At 66.6% G+C, this 13950-nt stretch carries 14 protein-coding genes; 12 read left to right on the top strand and 2 right to left on the bottom strand.

Going from position 1 to position 13950, the window contains the following annotated elements; translation table 11 throughout:
* The first annotated feature begins 1 nt into the window (after position 1).
* Positions 2-925: a DMT family transporter gene (locus tag L3V85_RS14330; RefSeq protein ID WP_237679845.1), complete on the top strand. Its 924-nt coding sequence runs from the start codon at positions 2-4 to the stop codon at positions 923-925.
* Between the two features lie 154 nt (positions 926-1079).
* Positions 1080-1535: an SWIB/MDM2 domain-containing protein gene (locus L3V85_RS14325; RefSeq protein WP_198083785.1), complete on the top strand. Its 456-nt coding sequence runs from the start codon at positions 1080-1082 to the stop codon at positions 1533-1535.
* 88 nt (positions 1536-1623) lie between these two features.
* Here L3V85_RS14325 and L3V85_RS14320 read toward each other — a convergent pair whose 3' ends face one another.
* Entirely contained in the window at positions 1624-2367 is a 744-nt protein-coding gene (locus L3V85_RS14320) for an AraC family transcriptional regulator (protein WP_237679844.1), read from the bottom strand.
* A 103-nt stretch (positions 2368-2470) separates the two neighbouring features.
* On the opposite strand from L3V85_RS14320, the gene L3V85_RS14315 reads away from it, so the two are divergent.
* Positions 2471-2770, top strand: a complete 300-nt coding sequence (locus tag L3V85_RS14315) for a hypothetical protein (RefSeq protein ID WP_237679843.1) — start codon at positions 2471-2473, stop codon at positions 2768-2770.
* Here L3V85_RS14315 and L3V85_RS14310 read toward each other — a convergent pair.
* On the bottom strand, positions 2730-4460 hold the full coding sequence (locus L3V85_RS14310) for a thiamine pyrophosphate-binding protein (protein WP_237679842.1): 1731 nt from the start codon (positions 4458-4460) through the stop codon (positions 2730-2732). The genes L3V85_RS14315 and L3V85_RS14310 overlap by 41 nt on opposite strands.
* Positions 4461-4554: 94 nt before the next feature.
* Here L3V85_RS14310 and L3V85_RS14305 point away from each other — a divergent pair, with 94 nt between their 5' ends.
* The 9 genes from L3V85_RS14305 (at position 4555) to L3V85_RS14265 (ending at position 13831) form a co-directional block, all read left to right on the top strand.
* Positions 4555-5229, top strand: coding sequence for a TetR/AcrR family transcriptional regulator (locus tag L3V85_RS14305; RefSeq protein ID WP_237679841.1), 675 nt, complete (start codon positions 4555-4557; stop codon positions 5227-5229).
* A gap of 158 nt (positions 5230-5387) precedes the next feature.
* Positions 5388-6380, top strand: a complete 993-nt coding sequence (locus L3V85_RS14300) for a tripartite tricarboxylate transporter substrate binding protein (protein ID WP_237679840.1) — start codon at positions 5388-5390, stop codon at positions 6378-6380.
* Positions 6381-6426: 46 nt separating this feature from the next.
* Positions 6427-7200, top strand: a complete 774-nt coding sequence (locus tag L3V85_RS14295) for an ABC transporter permease (RefSeq protein WP_237679839.1) — start codon at positions 6427-6429, stop codon at positions 7198-7200.
* Positions 7201-7238: 38 nt separating this feature from the next.
* Positions 7239-8240: an ABC transporter substrate-binding protein gene (locus L3V85_RS14290; RefSeq protein WP_237679838.1), complete on the top strand. Its 1002-nt coding sequence runs from the start codon at positions 7239-7241 to the stop codon at positions 8238-8240.
* A gap of 57 nt (positions 8241-8297) precedes the next feature.
* A complete protein-coding gene (locus tag L3V85_RS14285) occupies positions 8298-9077 on the top strand; it encodes an ABC transporter ATP-binding protein (RefSeq protein ID WP_237679837.1) in 780 nt (259 codons plus the stop codon).
* An 11-nt stretch (positions 9078-9088) separates the two neighbouring features.
* A complete protein-coding gene (locus tag L3V85_RS14280; protein ID WP_237679836.1) occupies positions 9089-10519 on the top strand; it encodes an enolase C-terminal domain-like protein in 1431 nt (476 codons plus the stop codon).
* Positions 10520-10573: 54 nt separating this feature from the next.
* A complete protein-coding gene (locus L3V85_RS14275) occupies positions 10574-11749 on the top strand; it encodes a Gfo/Idh/MocA family protein (protein WP_237679835.1) in 1176 nt (391 codons plus the stop codon).
* A gap of 7 nt (positions 11750-11756) precedes the next feature.
* Positions 11757-12944 carry a dihydrodipicolinate synthase family protein gene (locus tag L3V85_RS14270; protein ID WP_237679834.1) on the top strand — a complete coding sequence of 396 codons (1188 nt, stop codon included), beginning with the start codon at positions 11757-11759 and terminating at the stop codon, positions 12942-12944.
* A gap of 8 nt (positions 12945-12952) precedes the next feature.
* Positions 12953-13831 carry a sugar phosphate isomerase/epimerase family protein gene (locus tag L3V85_RS14265; protein ID WP_237679833.1) on the top strand — a complete coding sequence of 293 codons (879 nt, stop codon included), beginning with the start codon at positions 12953-12955 and terminating at the stop codon, positions 13829-13831.
* Positions 13832-13950 lie beyond the last annotated feature (119 nt).

Below are 13950 nucleotides of genomic sequence, written 5' to 3'. Positions count from 1 at the left end.
ATTGAACTCCGCCGCCCCCACACCAGGCCGTCTCGTGGCCTATGGCTGCCTCGCCCTGAGCATGTCGCTCGTCGGCGGCTACGTCGCCCTCTCCAAGCCCCTTGTGGCTGCCTTCCCGGTGCTGCTGCTCGCATGGCTGCGCTTCGGCATCGCCGCGCTGGCCATGCCGCACTGGCTCAAGCGCACGCCCGACGAGCCACCCATGACGGCGCATACGCGCTGGCTGGTGTTCCTCGAGTCGTTCCTCGGCAACTTCCTGTTTTCCATCTGCATGCTGTTCGGCGTGAGCCTGACCAGCGCGGTGTCGGCCGGCGTGATCATGGCGTCGATCCCCGCGTGCGTGGCCGTTGCAAGCTGGCTCTTCCTGCGCGAACGCATCACGGTGCGGATCGGCCTGGCCATTGCATGTGCCGCGCTCGGCATCGGCCTGCTGGCGCTCTCGCCCGCGCATGCGTCGGCAACGCCCTCGGCCTCGCCGGCGTCGATGCCCTGGCTGGGCAACCTGCTGGTGTTCTGCGCGGTGCTCTGCGAGACGGCCTACGCGGTGATCGGCAAGTCGCTCACGGGGCGCCTCGGCCCCAAGCGCATCGCATCGCTCATCAACCTCTGGGGCTTCGTGCTGTCGATGCCCTTCGGCATCTGGTTCGCGCTGCAGTTCGACTTCACCGCCGTGCGCTTCGGCACGTGGGCGCTGCTCGTGGCCTATGCGCTCGCCGCGAGCATCTGGACGGTGTGGCTCTGGATGACCGGACTTCGCAACGTACCAGCCGCACAAGCGGGTGTTTTCGCCGTGCTGCTGCCGGTCAGCGCGGCCCTCGTGGGCGTGCTCGTGCTGGGTGAAAGCCTCTCCACGACACAGCTGCTTGCCTTCGTGATCGCACTCGTGGGCGTGGTGCTTGCGACATGGCCCGGGCGCCGAAGGTGAAAACGAGGCTTCTCCCCTCTGAAAAAACAACAACTCCCAATGAAAAAAGCGCTTTTTCCCTTGGAAACGCGTTTTTTCTCATTTAGCATCCGCAATGCCACTGGAGACGCAAGTTTTTCATTGGTGAGTGTTCAACCAAAAAAGGAAATCAACCATGGCAACTGCAAAGAAGGCTCCGGCCAAGAAAGCTCCGGCAAAGAAGGCTGCGGCTCCCGCAAAGAAGGCCGCCGCTCCCGCGAAGAAGGCTGCTGCACCGGCAAAGAAGGCTGCTGCTCCCGCCAAGAAGGCTGCCGCACCGGCGAAGAAGGCTGCTCCTGCAAAGAAGGCCGCACCCGCAAAGAAGGCTGCTCCCGCCAAGAAGCGCACGCCCAACGCAGCGTTCATGAAGGCACTGACCCCCAGCCCGGCACTCGCCGCTGTGGTCGGCTCCACGCCGCTGCCGCGTACCGCCGTCGTGAGCAAGCTGTGGGACTACATCAAGAAGAACAACCTTCAAGACAAGGCCAACAAGCGCAACATCAACGCCGACGCCAAGCTGAAGGAAATCTTCGGCAAGGCCCAAGTGTCAATGTTCGAACTGGCCGCGCTGATCGGCAAGCACGTCAAGTAAGCGCTCGGGGGCCTCGCGCTCCTGAATCAAAAAGCCGGCTTCACAGCCGGCTTTTTTTCGCCTGCGCACAAGCCCTTTCAAGCGCCTTTCACGGCTCGAAGAAACGCGATGGCGTTCGCCCGAAGTGCTTGCGGAAGGCCTCTATGAAGGCGCTGACCGAGTTGTAGCCCACGGTCAGCGCCACCACCGTCACCGGCTCCTTCAAGCTCAGAAGCTCCACCGCCTTGAGCAGCCGCGCCTGCTGCCTCCACTGCGCAAAGCTCAGTCCCGTTTCTGCAGCGAAGCGGCGTGTCAGCGTCCTGCGGGCCACGCCGATGCGATCAGCCCAATCGTCGATGGTGTCGGGCAACGACGGATCGTTGGCCAACGCCGCGGCCATCATGGCAAGGCGCTTGTCCTGAGGCATGGGCAGGTGCAGCGACAGCCGCTCGCTCGCCGCGAGTTCGTCGATCAGCACGCCGACCAGCCGGGCGCGACGCGCATCGAGCGAACCGGCGGAAGCATCGAGCGACGTCAACCGGTCGACCAGCCCCAGCACGAGCGGCGTCACCGCAAACACATGCGGCCCATCGGGCAAGACAGCCGCGGCTTGCGAATCGATATGCAGGCTCCAGCCCGCCGTCGGACCGAAGCTCTGCGCAGCATGAGCGCATCGCGGCGCGATCCATCCGATCCACCCCGGCGGCTGCACCCAGCGGCCCGAGGGCGTCTCTATGACCTGCAAACCCTCGCGCAAGGCGAACAACTGGCCGTCCTCATGGGCGTGGTAGCCCGTGACGCGCGGCGCCTCGTAGGCGTTGATCCAGAGCCTCACGGAGGCATCAGCAGCCACGGGTGGCCCGCCAGCGGTATCGATTGGCCCCGCGCAGCAAGCCTGCAAGCCCGCTGCTGCCTAGCATCGGTCTCATCCGCACTACCCCTTCAAAGGAACAAAGATGAGAGCCCAAGACGTATTGCCCGACGGCCAGGACTTCACCGTCATCAACGGCCAGACCCTGCGCAAGGGATCGGTCGGCGCGTTTCTCGCCAACGTGCGCATCCTCGAAGACGCCAGCGCTTCGGCGGCCGACAGGCAGTCGGCCGAGCAGGACATGATTTCGCTGATCCCCACGCTCGATGCGCTGGGCCTGTTCGACGTGTTCGAACTGCGCTCGCCCGCCCTGCGCGCCCGCGTGGAAAGTCATCGCGCCGCGCTCAGTTGCGCGCCTGGTGCTGCTGCTTCGCAGCGCGCGTGATCGAGGCCAGCGTGCCGCGCGTGGTGATCACTTCGGGGTCGAGCGGAATCTCGATCAGCGTGCCGGTGTCGGCCGCCAGCGCGCGCAGCAACGCGGCCTCGAACTGCGCCGTCTCCGTCACGCGCTCGGCCGCATAGCCGTAGGCGCGCGCGAGGCCGCAGAAGTCGGGGTTGCGCAAGGCGGTGCCGCTCGTGCGCTCCGGATATTCACGCTCCTGGTGCATGCGGATGGTGCCGAACATGCCGTTGTTCAGCAGCACGATGATGCTCTTGCCGCCGTGCTGTGAAGCCGTCGCCAGCTCCTGCCCCGTCATCAGGAAATCGCCGTCGCCCGCGATGGTGAATGCCACCCGTCCCGTCGCCAGGTTGGCCGCGATGCCGGCCGGCACGCCGTAGCCCATCGCTCCGCTGGTCGGCGCCAGTTGGGTCTTCGTGCCCTTGGCGAGCCCCTGGTAGCGGAAGTAGCGGTGCACCCAGCTCGCGAAGTTGCCCGCGCCGTTGGTGATGGCGGCGTCCGCCGGCAGGTGCTTCTGCAGCAGCGCGACGACTTCCGCCATGTCGACCGGCCCGCGCGGCGTCTCGGCGGGCATGCCGGCCAGCGCCTGTGGCACGAGGTTGGCTTCGTAGTCGGCATGGGCCTGCAGCGTCCACTCCTCCCACGGCAGCGTCGGCGGCGCGCTCAGCACCTCGAGGCTGCGCGCCGCGGCGCTCATGCCGGCGTTGATGGCCAGGTCGGCCTGGTAGACGCGGTTGAGTTCCTCCGCGCTCGCATGGATGTGCACCAGCGTCTGCTTCGCCTTGGGCGCTTCGAGCAGCGTGTAGCCGCCGGTGGTCATCTCGCCCAGGCGCGGGCCGATCGCCAGAATGAGGTCGGCGTCCTTCACGCGCTGCGCGAGCTTCGGGTTGATCGCAATGCCGACATCGCCCGCATACAGCGGATGGTGGTTGTCGAAGGTGTCCTGGAAGCGGAAGGCATTCGCCACCGGCAGCCGCCAGTTCTCGGCAAAGCGCTGCAGCGCCTGCGCAGCCTGCGCCGTCCAGCCGCCGCCACCCGCGATGACCAGCGGGCGCTGCGACTTCAGCAACAGCTCGCGCAGCGTACGCAAGGCCCCGGGGTCGCTCCACGGCTCGACAGCCTCCACGCGCGCCAGCGGCCGCGCACTGGTCTCGCTGCGCAGCATGTCCTCCGGCAGCACCAGCACCACCGGCCCCGGCCGCCCGTTCATCGCGGTGGCAAAGGCGCGCGCGATGTACTCCGGAATGCGGTCGGCGTCGTCGATGCGTTCCACCCGCTTGGCAAAGCCCTTGGTACTCGGCCCGAAGAAGCTGCCGTAGTCGACCTCCTGAAAGGCTTCGCGGTCGCGGAAGTCGCTGCCGACATCGCCCACGAACAGCACCATCGGCGTCGAGTCCTGGAAGGCGTTGTGCACGCCGATCGATGCATTGGTCGCGCCCGGGCCGCGGGTCACGAAACACACACCCGGCCTCCCCGTAAGCTTTCCGTGCGCCTCGGCCATGAAGGCCGCGCCGCCCTCCTGCCGGTTGACGATGAAACGCGCGCGGTCGCGGTAGGCATGGAAGCCGTCGAGCACCGCGAGAAAGCTCTCGCCCGGCACGCCGAACGCGATATTCATCCCTTGTTCGACCAGGCACTCGACGATCAGGTGGCCCGCGGGTTGTGATGTACTCATGTGAAGAAAGAACCTCGCTACGAATGTCTCCGGCAATTATGTGCGCCCCCTACAGACGCCTTGCGTTAATTCCCCAATTGGTTAAATTCGCTGCATGAAGGCCCCCAAGGACTCCACGCCCGACATGCTCGATCCGGCCGAAGCGCTGGAGCCTCGCTCGCGCGACGCCGACCGCTCGCAGCTCGCCATCCTCGCATCGGCGCGCGACGAGTTCTCCGCGCGCGGCCTCGCCGGCGCGCGCATGGACAGCATCGCCGAGCGCGCCGGGCTCAACAAGCGCCTCATCTACTACTACTTCGGCAGCAAGGACGACCTGTTCCTGGCCGTGCTGGAGCGCGTGTACGCCGACATCCGCTCGGCCGAGCAGCGCCTGCACCTCGACGAGATCGACCCCGTGGAGGCCATCCGCCAGCTGGTGTCCTTCACCTGGCACTACTACCTGGAGCACCCGGAGTTCATCACGCTGCTCAACAGCGAGAACCTGCACTGCGCGGCGCACCTGAAGCGCTCCGAGCGCATCCAGGAAATGAACTCGCCGCTGGTGCAACTGCTAGACACCGTGCTCGAGCGCGGCCGCCGCGACAACCTTTTCCGCGCAGGCGTGGACCCGGTGCAGCTCTACATCTCGATCGCGTCGCTGTGCTACTTCTACCTGTCGAACAACCACACGCTCTCGGCCATCTTCGGCCGTGACCTGCGCGCACCCAAAGCGATGGCGCAACGCCTCTCGCACATGACCGACCTGGTCCTGGGCTACGTCCTGCACTGACGCACCGGGCGCGCCCGACCGCGGCGCGCCCTCCGACTCTCCGGGTATTCACTAGGCAGCGACCGTTGACGCTGCGGCGGAGCCATTTCTACAATCGCTAATTCACTCAATGGTGAATTGATCGATTCAAGAAGCGGCCCGACCGCGCGGAGACATCCATGAAGTTCTTTGCCAGCACTGCACGCACCACCGTCCTTGCCTCGCTGACATGCATCGCCGCCCTGCTGCCGGGCATGGCCTTCGCGCAGAACGGCTATCCGGCCAAGCCGATCCGCGTGATCGTGCCCTTCGCGGCCGGAAGCACCACCGACATCATTGCCCGCGCCATCGCCGACAAGATGGGCGCGAGCATGGGCCAGGTGCTGGTCATCGACAACCGCGGCGGCGCCAGCGGCACCATCGGCCAGCAGGCAGTGGCCACGGCCGCGCCCGACGGCTACACGCTGATGATTCATTCGTCGTCGCACACGGTCAGCCCCTCCACCTTCGCCAAGCTGCCCTTCGACACGGTGCACGACTTCGCAGGCGTCACGCCGATCTCTTCGCTGCCCAACGCACTGGTGATCGCGCCCTCGAAGAACATCAAGACGCTGCCGCAGCTTCTGGCCGCCGCGCGCGCCAAGCCTGGCAGCATGAACTTCGCTTCTGCCGGCCAGGGCAGCGCCACGCACCTGAACGCCGAGAAATTCAAGCTGGCCGCGAAGATCGACGCGACCAACATCCCGTTCAAGGGATCGGGCGAAGCCGTGACCGAGGTGCTCTCGGGCCGCGTCGACTACTACTTCTCGCCCATCGCGCCGGTCATCGGCCAGATCAAGGAAGGGCAACTGCTGGCGCTCGCCGTGGGTTCGCCCAAGCGCGCCGCCGCCCTGCCCGACGTGCCCACCACCACCGAGGCCGGCGTACCTGGCTCCGAATTCAACTTCTGGATCGGAATGATGGCGCCGGCCAAGACCCCGCGCGACATCGTCGAGCGGCTGCACGCCGAAGTGACCAAGGCCTTGGCCACGCCCGAGGTGAAAGAGCGCTTCGCCAAGCTCGGCGCCGACCCATGGACGCTCAAGCCCGCGCAGTTCGACGCCTACATCAAGGAAGAGATCGCCAGCAACGCGGAACTCGTGAAGGCCGCCGGCCTGTCGGTCCAACAGTAAGCACGCCAGTCAGTCAACAAGCACGCCAGAAAGTCCCGGCCCGTCCATGTTCCGCAAGCTCCTGCTCTCCCCCGCCCTGCGCCCTTTTCTGCTGATCCTGATGCTGCTGGTGCTGTGGGACCTGGCGATCCGCCTCTTCAAGATTCCCGCCTACCTGATTCCACCGCCCTGGGAGGTGGTGAAACAGCTCGTCGCCGAATGGCCGCACCTGCTCGCCGAGAGCTGGAAGACCACGCTCGCCACGCTGGGCGGCTTCGGCCTGACCATCCTCATCGGCATTCCGATTGCGATGGTCATCGCCTACTCCCGCGTGGTGGAGTCCTACGTGTACCCGCTGCTGGTGTTCTCGCAGAGCATTCCCAAGGTGGCGATCGCGCCGCTGTTCGTGGTGTGGTTCGGCTTCGGCATCTTCCCCAAGGTGATCAGCGCCTTCCTGCTGGGCTTCTTCCCGGTGGTGGTGTCCACGGTGATGGGCTTCAAGTCGGTCGAACCCGACATGCTGGACCTCTCGCGCTCAATGGGTGCGAGCCGCCTGCAGACCTTCTTCAAGATCAGCCTGCCGCAGGCGCTGCCGCAAATATTCAGCGGCCTGAAGGTGTCGGTCACGCTGGCCGTGGTGGGTGCGGTGGTCGGCGAGTTCGTCGGCTCCAACTCGGGCATCGGCTACGTGCTGCAGGTGGCCAACGGCAACTTCGACCTGCCGCTGATGTTCGCCGCGCTGGTGGTGCTGTCGAGCATCGGCGTGATCCTTTTCGTCGCGGTCGACCTGGTCGAGCGCGTGATGATTCCGTGGCACGCCTCGCAGCGCCACGCGCACTGAGTTCTTTCGCAAAAGCCAACAACTCCGGAGACAACACCATGAAGAAACTGCTTCCCTCGCTGCTCGCCGCGGCAGCGCTCGCCACCTTCGCCATCGCCCCTGCCCAAGCGCAGGGCGACAAGCCCAAGGACAAGGTCACGCTGATGCTCAACTGGTATCTCTACAGCGAGCACGCGCCCTTCTTCCTCGGCAAGGAAAAGGGCTTCTACGCCGACGAAGGCATCGATCTCGACATCCAGGAAGGCCGCGGCTCCGCAGTCACCGCGCAGGCGGTGGCCGCCAAGTCGGCCACCTTCGGCTACATCGACGTCACCACCATGATCAAGGCCGCCGCCAAGGGCGCGCCGCTGAAGTCCACCGGCGTGCTCTTCCAGGTGAGCCCGATGTCGGTCATGGGCTTCAGCGAGAAGAACATCAAGACGCCCAAGGACATCATCGGCAAGACCGTGGCCGTGACGCCCGGCGACTCGATGTCGCAGATGTGGCCCCTGTTCCTGAAGGTCAACGACATCAAGCCCGACCAGGTGAAGATCGTCTCGGGCGACGGCCAGACCAAGCTCAATGCAGTGACCAACGGCCAGGCCGACCTGCTGCTGGGCTACGTGATGGACCAGGCCATCAAGCTGCAGGACGCCACCGGCAAGCCCGTGACGCCGATCCGCTTCGCCGACTCCGGCGTGAACCAGATCAGCTCCGGGATCATCACCAACAAGAACCTGCTGACCGAGAACCCCGACCTGGTGAAGCGCTTCATGCGCGCCTCCACCAAGGCCGCCGAAGCCGCCGAGAAGAGCCCCGAGGCCGCCGTCGACGCGATGCTCAAGGCCAACGCCAAGGCCGGCGTGCGCGACACGCTCATCGTCGGCATGAAGCAGAGCGTGGCGCTCTATCACACGAAGGAAACGGCCAACCAGCGCCCGTTCCGCGTGACCATGAAGAACGTCAGCGACTCGCTCGACCTGCTGGTGCAGTACGGCGGCATGGATGCGTCCACGCGCGGCAAGCCCGAGGACTACGTGACTCTCGACTTCCTGCCCTGACCCGACTCCGCCCCTGAACCCGCGCGCTTTTCGTTGCCGCCACCTCTCACGCATTCCATGTCCCAAGTCAACCTGATCGAAGCGCGCGGCGTCTCGAAGATCTACCAAAGCAAGGATGGCCCGGTCGAATCGCTCAAGCCGATCGACTTTGCCATCAAGGAAGGCGAGTTCGTCTCCGTCGTCGGCCCTTCGGGCTGCGGCAAGAGCACCTTGCTGAAGATGGTGGCGGGCCTGCTGCCCATCAGCGGCGGCAGCCTCACGCTGGCCGGCAAGCCCATCAAAGGGCCGCAGAAGGACGTGGGCATCGTGTTCCAGAGCGCGGTGCTGCTGCCCTGGCGCAGCGTGGAAGACAACATCCTGCTGCAGGCCGAGATGCGCCATCTGCCCATGGACGCCGCCAGGGCGCGCGCCCGCGAGCTGATGGAGATGGCCGGCCTGAAAGGCTTCGGGGGCAAGTACCCGTGGCAGCTGTCGGGCGGCATGCAGCAGCGCGCGTCGATCTGCCGCGCACTGCTGCACGACCCGTCGGTGCTGCTGATGGACGAACCCTTCGGCGCGCTCGACGCCATGACGCGCGAGAAGATGAACCTGGAGCTGCAGCGCATCTGGATGGCGTCGAAGAAGACGGTGATGCTCATCACCCACAGCATTCCCGAGGCCATCTTCCTGTCGGACCGCGTGATCGTGATGAGCGAGCGGCCCGGCTCCATTGCCGCGGTGTACGACATCGACCTGCCGCGCGCCCGCACGCTGGACATGATGGCCTCGCCCGAGTTCGGCGCATACACGAAGCTGGTGCGCGCGCATTTCTTCTCGCAGGGCATCCTGGACCACTGAAGGCGACAGCCATGGACGCGATCCGTTTTCATGTCGAGGAGATCCGCTTCGCCGAGCGCAACGTGGCGCTGCGGCTGCCGTTCCGCTTCGGCGCGGCCACCGTCACGGCGTGCCCGCAGGTCTACGTGAAGGCCCGCATCCGCTTCGCGGACGGCCGCACGGCCGAAGGCTGCGCCGCCGAGATGATGGTGCCCAAGTGGTTCGACAAGAACCCTGCGCTCACCAACGAACAGAACTTCGAGCAGTTGCGCTTCGCCCTGCGCGACGCGCGCGAGGCCTACACCGCCGAGCCCGACGCGCAGACCGCGTGGACGCACTTCGCTTCCAACTACGCCGCGCTGCAGGGCCGCGCCAAGGCCAAGGGCCTGCAGCCGCTGGTGGCGAGCTACGGCCCGGCGCTGATCGACCGCGCCGTGCTCGACGCACTGTGCCTGCACAGCGGCGTGAGCTTCGGCGCCGCGATGAGCGGCAACCTCGCCGGCATCGACATCGTGGGCAGCGGCTTGGCCGACGACCTTGCCGGCTTCGACATGCCGGGCTTCCTGGCAAGGCAATCGCCGCGAACCCACATCGCCGCGCGCCACACCGTGGGCCTGGCCGATGCCATCGACGACAAAGACGCCCTGCCCGACGCGCCCGCCGACGGCCTGCCCGCCACGCTCGCGGCGGCGGTGCGCCGCTACGGCCTCACGCATTTCAAGCTCAAGCTCTGCGGCGACACCGCGCAAGACATCGAGCGCCTCGAGCGCATCGCCGGCGTGATAGACGGGCACGCCCACCTGGTGACGCTGGACGGCAACGAGCAGTACGCCGACGCGGACGCCTTCGGCGCATTCCTGGACCGCATGCTCTCCACGCCCGCGCTGCACACGCTGGTGCAGAAGACGGTGTTCGTCGAGCAGCCGATCCGCCGCGACGCAGCCCTGCAGCGCGACGTGTCGGCATTGGGCAAGCGCATTGCGCTGCTCATCGACGAATCCGACAGCACGCTCGACGCCTTCGTGCAGGCCCGCGCGCTCGGCTACACCGGCGTGTCCAGCAAGAGCTGCAAGGGCTTCTACAAATCGATCGTCAACGCCGCGCGCTGCGCGCAATGGAACGCGGCCGGCGGCACGGCGCGCTACTTCCTGTCCGGCGAAGACCTCACCATGCAGGCCGGCCTCGGCGTGCAGCAAGACCTGGCGCTGGTCGCGTGGCTCGGGCTCTCGCATGTCGAGCGCAACGGCCACCACTACGTCAACGGCCTGGCCGCCGCGCCGGGGGCCGAACAGCAGGCACTGCTGCGCGCCCACCCGGGCCTGTACGAACTGAGCGACGGCGCAGTGCGCCTCGCCATCCGCGAAGGACGGCTTTCCCTGTCCTCGCTCGCCACCGCGCCCGGCTTTGCCACCGGCAAGCCCGGCGCCGGCATCTCGTGGGACGCCATGCGTTCCGTCTACTGAAGCAGACGCTTCTCTCCACCTCACTCTCTCTCGCATCTCTCAAGGAAGAAAACGATGGCCACCCAACGTCTCGGAATCATCATGCACGGCGTCACCGGCCGCATGGGCATGAACCAGCATCTGATCCGCTCGATCTGCGCGATCCGCGCGCAAGGCGGTGTCACGCTGTCGAACGGCGACAAGGTCATGCCCGACCCGATCCTCATCGGCCGCAACGCCGAGAAGATGGAAGCGCTGGCCAAGGCGCACAACATCCCGCGCTGGGGCACCGACCTCGACAAGGCGCTGGAGAACAAGGACGACACCATCTTCTTCGACGCCGGCACCACGCAGATGCGCCCCACGCTGCTGGCCAAGGCCATCCGCGCCGGCAAGCACGTGTACTGCGAAAAGCCGATTGCCACCAACCTGAACGAAGCCGTCGAGATCGCGCGCCTGGCGGAAGAGGCCACGAAGACCAAGGGCCTCAAACACGGCGCCGTGCAGGACAAGCTCTTCCTGCCCGGCCTGCGCAAGCTCGACATGCTGCGCCGCGCCGGTTTCTTCGGCCGCATGCTCAGCGTGCGCCTGGAGTTCGGCTACTGGGTGTTCGAGGGCGACCTGCAGCCCATCCAGCGCCCGAGCTGGAACTACCGCAAGGAAGACGGCGGCGGCATGATCCTGGACATGATGTGCCACTGGCGCTACGTGCTGGACAACCTGTTCGGCGAAGTGAAGTCCGTGAGCTGCCTGGGCACCACCCACATCCCCAAGCGCTGGGACGAAGCCGGCAACGCCTATGAAGCCACGGCCGACGACGCCGCCTATGCCACCTGCGAGCTCACCGGCCACAACGGCGAGCCGGTCATCGCGCAGATCAACATGAGCTGGGTCACGCGCGTGCGCCGCGACGACCTGGTGACCTTCCACGTCGACGGCACTGACGGCTCCGCCGTGGCCGGCCTGTCGAGCTGCCGCGCCCAGTCGCGCGTGGCCACGCCTCGCCCGGTGTGGAACCCCGACGAGAAGCAGACCATGAACTTCTTCGACCAGTGGCAGGAGATTCCGGACTCGCAGGTCTACGACAACGGCTTCAAGATCCAGTGGGAACACTTCATCCGCCACGTGGTGGAAGACGCGCCCTACAAGTGGACGCTGCCCGAAGGCGCCAAGGGCGTGCAGCTGGTCGAGGCCGCGCTCGAATCGTGGAAAGACCGCCGCTGGGTCGACGTGCCGGTGCTGAAGGTCTGAGGCAGCCATGGCGCTTTCTCTTGCCCTCCCCACCGCCGGCGGCGCGCTGGCGCCCTACGCGCTGCGCGGCACCGCGCCGGCCAGGCCCGACGCGGGCGTGAAGTTCAACCGCATCGCCTACTCGGCCGCGCACGTGGTGGCCGACCCGCTTGCGGCCGTCGACCCTTGGCTGCAATGCGCGGTCGACTGGGACACCACCATCGCCTATCGCCGCCACCTGTTCTCGCTGGGCCTGGGCGTGGCCGAGGCCATGGACACCGCGCAGCGCGGCATGGGCCTGGACTGGCCCACCTCGCTGGAGCTGATCCGCCGCTCGCTCGACGCCGCGAAGGACGTTCCAGGCGCTCTGGTGGCTTCGGGCTGCGGCACCGACCACCTGGACATCGACAGCGTGAAGAGCGTCGACGACGTGATCCGCGGCTACGAAGAGCAGATGGCCGCCATCGAGGCGCTCGGCGGCAAGCTGATCGTGATGGCCAGCCGCGCGCTGGCCCGCGTGGCCAAGAGCCCGGCCGACTACGAGCGCGTGTACGACCGCATCCTGAGCCAGGCGAAGCAGCCCGTGGTGCTGCACTGGCTGGGCGACATGTTCGACCCCGCGCTGGCAGGCTACTGGGGCACCAGCGATGTCGACGCGGCCATGGACACGGCGCTGGGCATCATCGCGGCGCATCCGGACAAAGTGGACGGCATCAAGATCTCCCTGCTCGACAAGGACAAGGAAATCGCGATGCGCCGCCGCCTGCCGGCCGGCGTGCGCATGTACACGGGCGACGACTTCAACTACGCCGAGCTGATCGCGGGCGACGGCTTCGGCAGCGAGCCCACGCACGGCAAGAGCGATGCGCTGCTGGGCATCTTCGACGCGATCGCGCCGGCCGCCAGCGCGGCCCTGGGCGCATTGGCGCAGGGTGACGAAAAGAAGTTCCACGACATCCTCGGCCCCACCGTGCCGCTGTCGCGCCACATCTTTGCCGCGCCCACGCGCTTCTACAAGACCGGCGTGGTGTTCATGGCCTGGCTCAACGGCCACCAGAAGCACTTCACCATGGTCGGCGGCCAGCAGAGCACGCGCTCGCTGCAGCACTTCGCCGAACTGTTCCGGCTGGCCGATGCGGCCAACCTGCTGGAGCAGCCGGAGCTGGCGGTGCGGCGCATGAAGACGCTGCTGGCCCTGCACGGCGTGGAAGGTTGAAGACGAGCATGCGCGATTTCTCGCAAGATCACGACTGGCTGTCGATCAACACCGCCACGGTGCGCAAGCAGTCGGGCGCCGAGGTGCCGCTGGACCGCATCATCGACCAGTGCGCCGAACGCGGCATCCGTGCGATCAGCCCATGGCGCGACCAGGTGGCGGCTGTCGGCCTCGACAAGGTGGCGAAGCAATTGAAGGCGCACGGCATCGGCCTCTCGGGCTACTGCCGCGGCGGATTCTTCCCCGCGCCCGATGCAGCCTGCCTGAAGGCGGCGCTCGACGACAACCGCCGTGCCATCGACGAAGCGAAGACGCTCGATGCGCCCTGCCTCGTGCTGGTGGTCGGCGCCCTGCCCGGCGCGCTCGACGGCAAAGCGGCCTACAAGGACATCGGCCGCGCGCGCGGCGAAGTACGCGACGGCATCGCCGCATCGCTCGAGTACGCCCGCGAGGTCGGCATGCCGCTGGCCATCGAGCCCCTGCACCCGATGCAGGCGGCCGACCGCGCATGCATCAACACGCTGGAGCATGCGCTCGACCTGTGCGACGAACTCGACGCGGGCAAGAGCGGCATGCTGGGCGTGGCGCTCGACATCTATCACGTGTGGTGGGACCCGAAGCTGCAGCAGCAGATCGCCCGCGCGGGCCGGGAGCGGTTGCTGGCGTATCACGTCTGCGACTGGCTTACGCCTACGCGCGACCTGCTGAGTGATCGCGGGATGATGGGTGATGGCGTGGTCGAGTTGAAGAAGATTCGCGGGTGGGTCGAGGACGCGGGGTTCTCTGGCTTCAGCGAAGTGGAGATTTTTTCGAATCTCGACTGGTGGCGGCGGCCTGGTCACGAGACTTTGGACGTCTGCATCGAGCGGCACAAGAAGGCTGTCTAAAGCCGATCTTTGTTCGGGGCTCGTGCACAGGCCACCGGGTACTCCCCTCCGCGAATGTCCCCCGGCCTGCGGCCTCCTCCTTTATTTCGCTGCGGGGAGCACCCGGCGCCCTGTGCACG

Origin of the sequence: Variovorax paradoxus, assembly GCF_022009635.1 — a bacterium.
GTDB lineage: Bacteria > Pseudomonadota > Gammaproteobacteria > Burkholderiales > Burkholderiaceae_C > Variovorax.
The sequence above is the reverse complement of the archived record's forward strand: the minus strand, read 5'-3'. Positions and strand labels throughout refer to the sequence as shown.

Bases quoted from the DNA above. Each gene is read 5' to 3' on its own strand.
- L3V85_RS14280 (WP_237679836.1), top strand. From the start codon at position 9,089: ATGGACGCGATCCGTTTTCATGTCGAGGAGATCCGCTTCGCCGAGCGC.
- L3V85_RS14295 (WP_237679839.1), top strand. From the start codon at position 6,427: ATGTTCCGCAAGCTCCTGCTCTCCCCCGCCCTGCGCCCTTTTCTGCTG.
- L3V85_RS14310 (WP_237679842.1), bottom strand. From the start codon at position 4,460: ATGAGTACATCACAACCCGCGGGCCACCTGATCGTCGAGTGCCTGGTC.
- L3V85_RS14325 (WP_198083785.1), top strand. From the start codon at position 1,080: ATGGCAACTGCAAAGAAGGCTCCGGCCAAGAAAGCTCCGGCAAAGAAG.
- L3V85_RS14315 (WP_237679843.1), top strand. From the start codon at position 2,471: ATGAGAGCCCAAGACGTATTGCCCGACGGCCAGGACTTCACCGTCATC.
- L3V85_RS14265 (WP_237679833.1), top strand. From the start codon at position 12,953: ATGCGCGATTTCTCGCAAGATCACGACTGGCTGTCGATCAACACCGCC.
- L3V85_RS14270 (WP_237679834.1), top strand. From the start codon at position 11,757: ATGGCGCTTTCTCTTGCCCTCCCCACCGCCGGCGGCGCGCTGGCGCCC.
- L3V85_RS14290 (WP_237679838.1), top strand. From the start codon at position 7,239: ATGAAGAAACTGCTTCCCTCGCTGCTCGCCGCGGCAGCGCTCGCCACC.
- L3V85_RS14305 (WP_237679841.1), top strand. From the start codon at position 4,555: ATGAAGGCCCCCAAGGACTCCACGCCCGACATGCTCGATCCGGCCGAA.
- L3V85_RS14285 (WP_237679837.1), top strand. From the start codon at position 8,298: ATGTCCCAAGTCAACCTGATCGAAGCGCGCGGCGTCTCGAAGATCTAC.
- L3V85_RS14300 (WP_237679840.1), top strand. From the start codon at position 5,388: ATGAAGTTCTTTGCCAGCACTGCACGCACCACCGTCCTTGCCTCGCTG.
- L3V85_RS14275 (WP_237679835.1), top strand. From the start codon at position 10,574: ATGGCCACCCAACGTCTCGGAATCATCATGCACGGCGTCACCGGCCGC.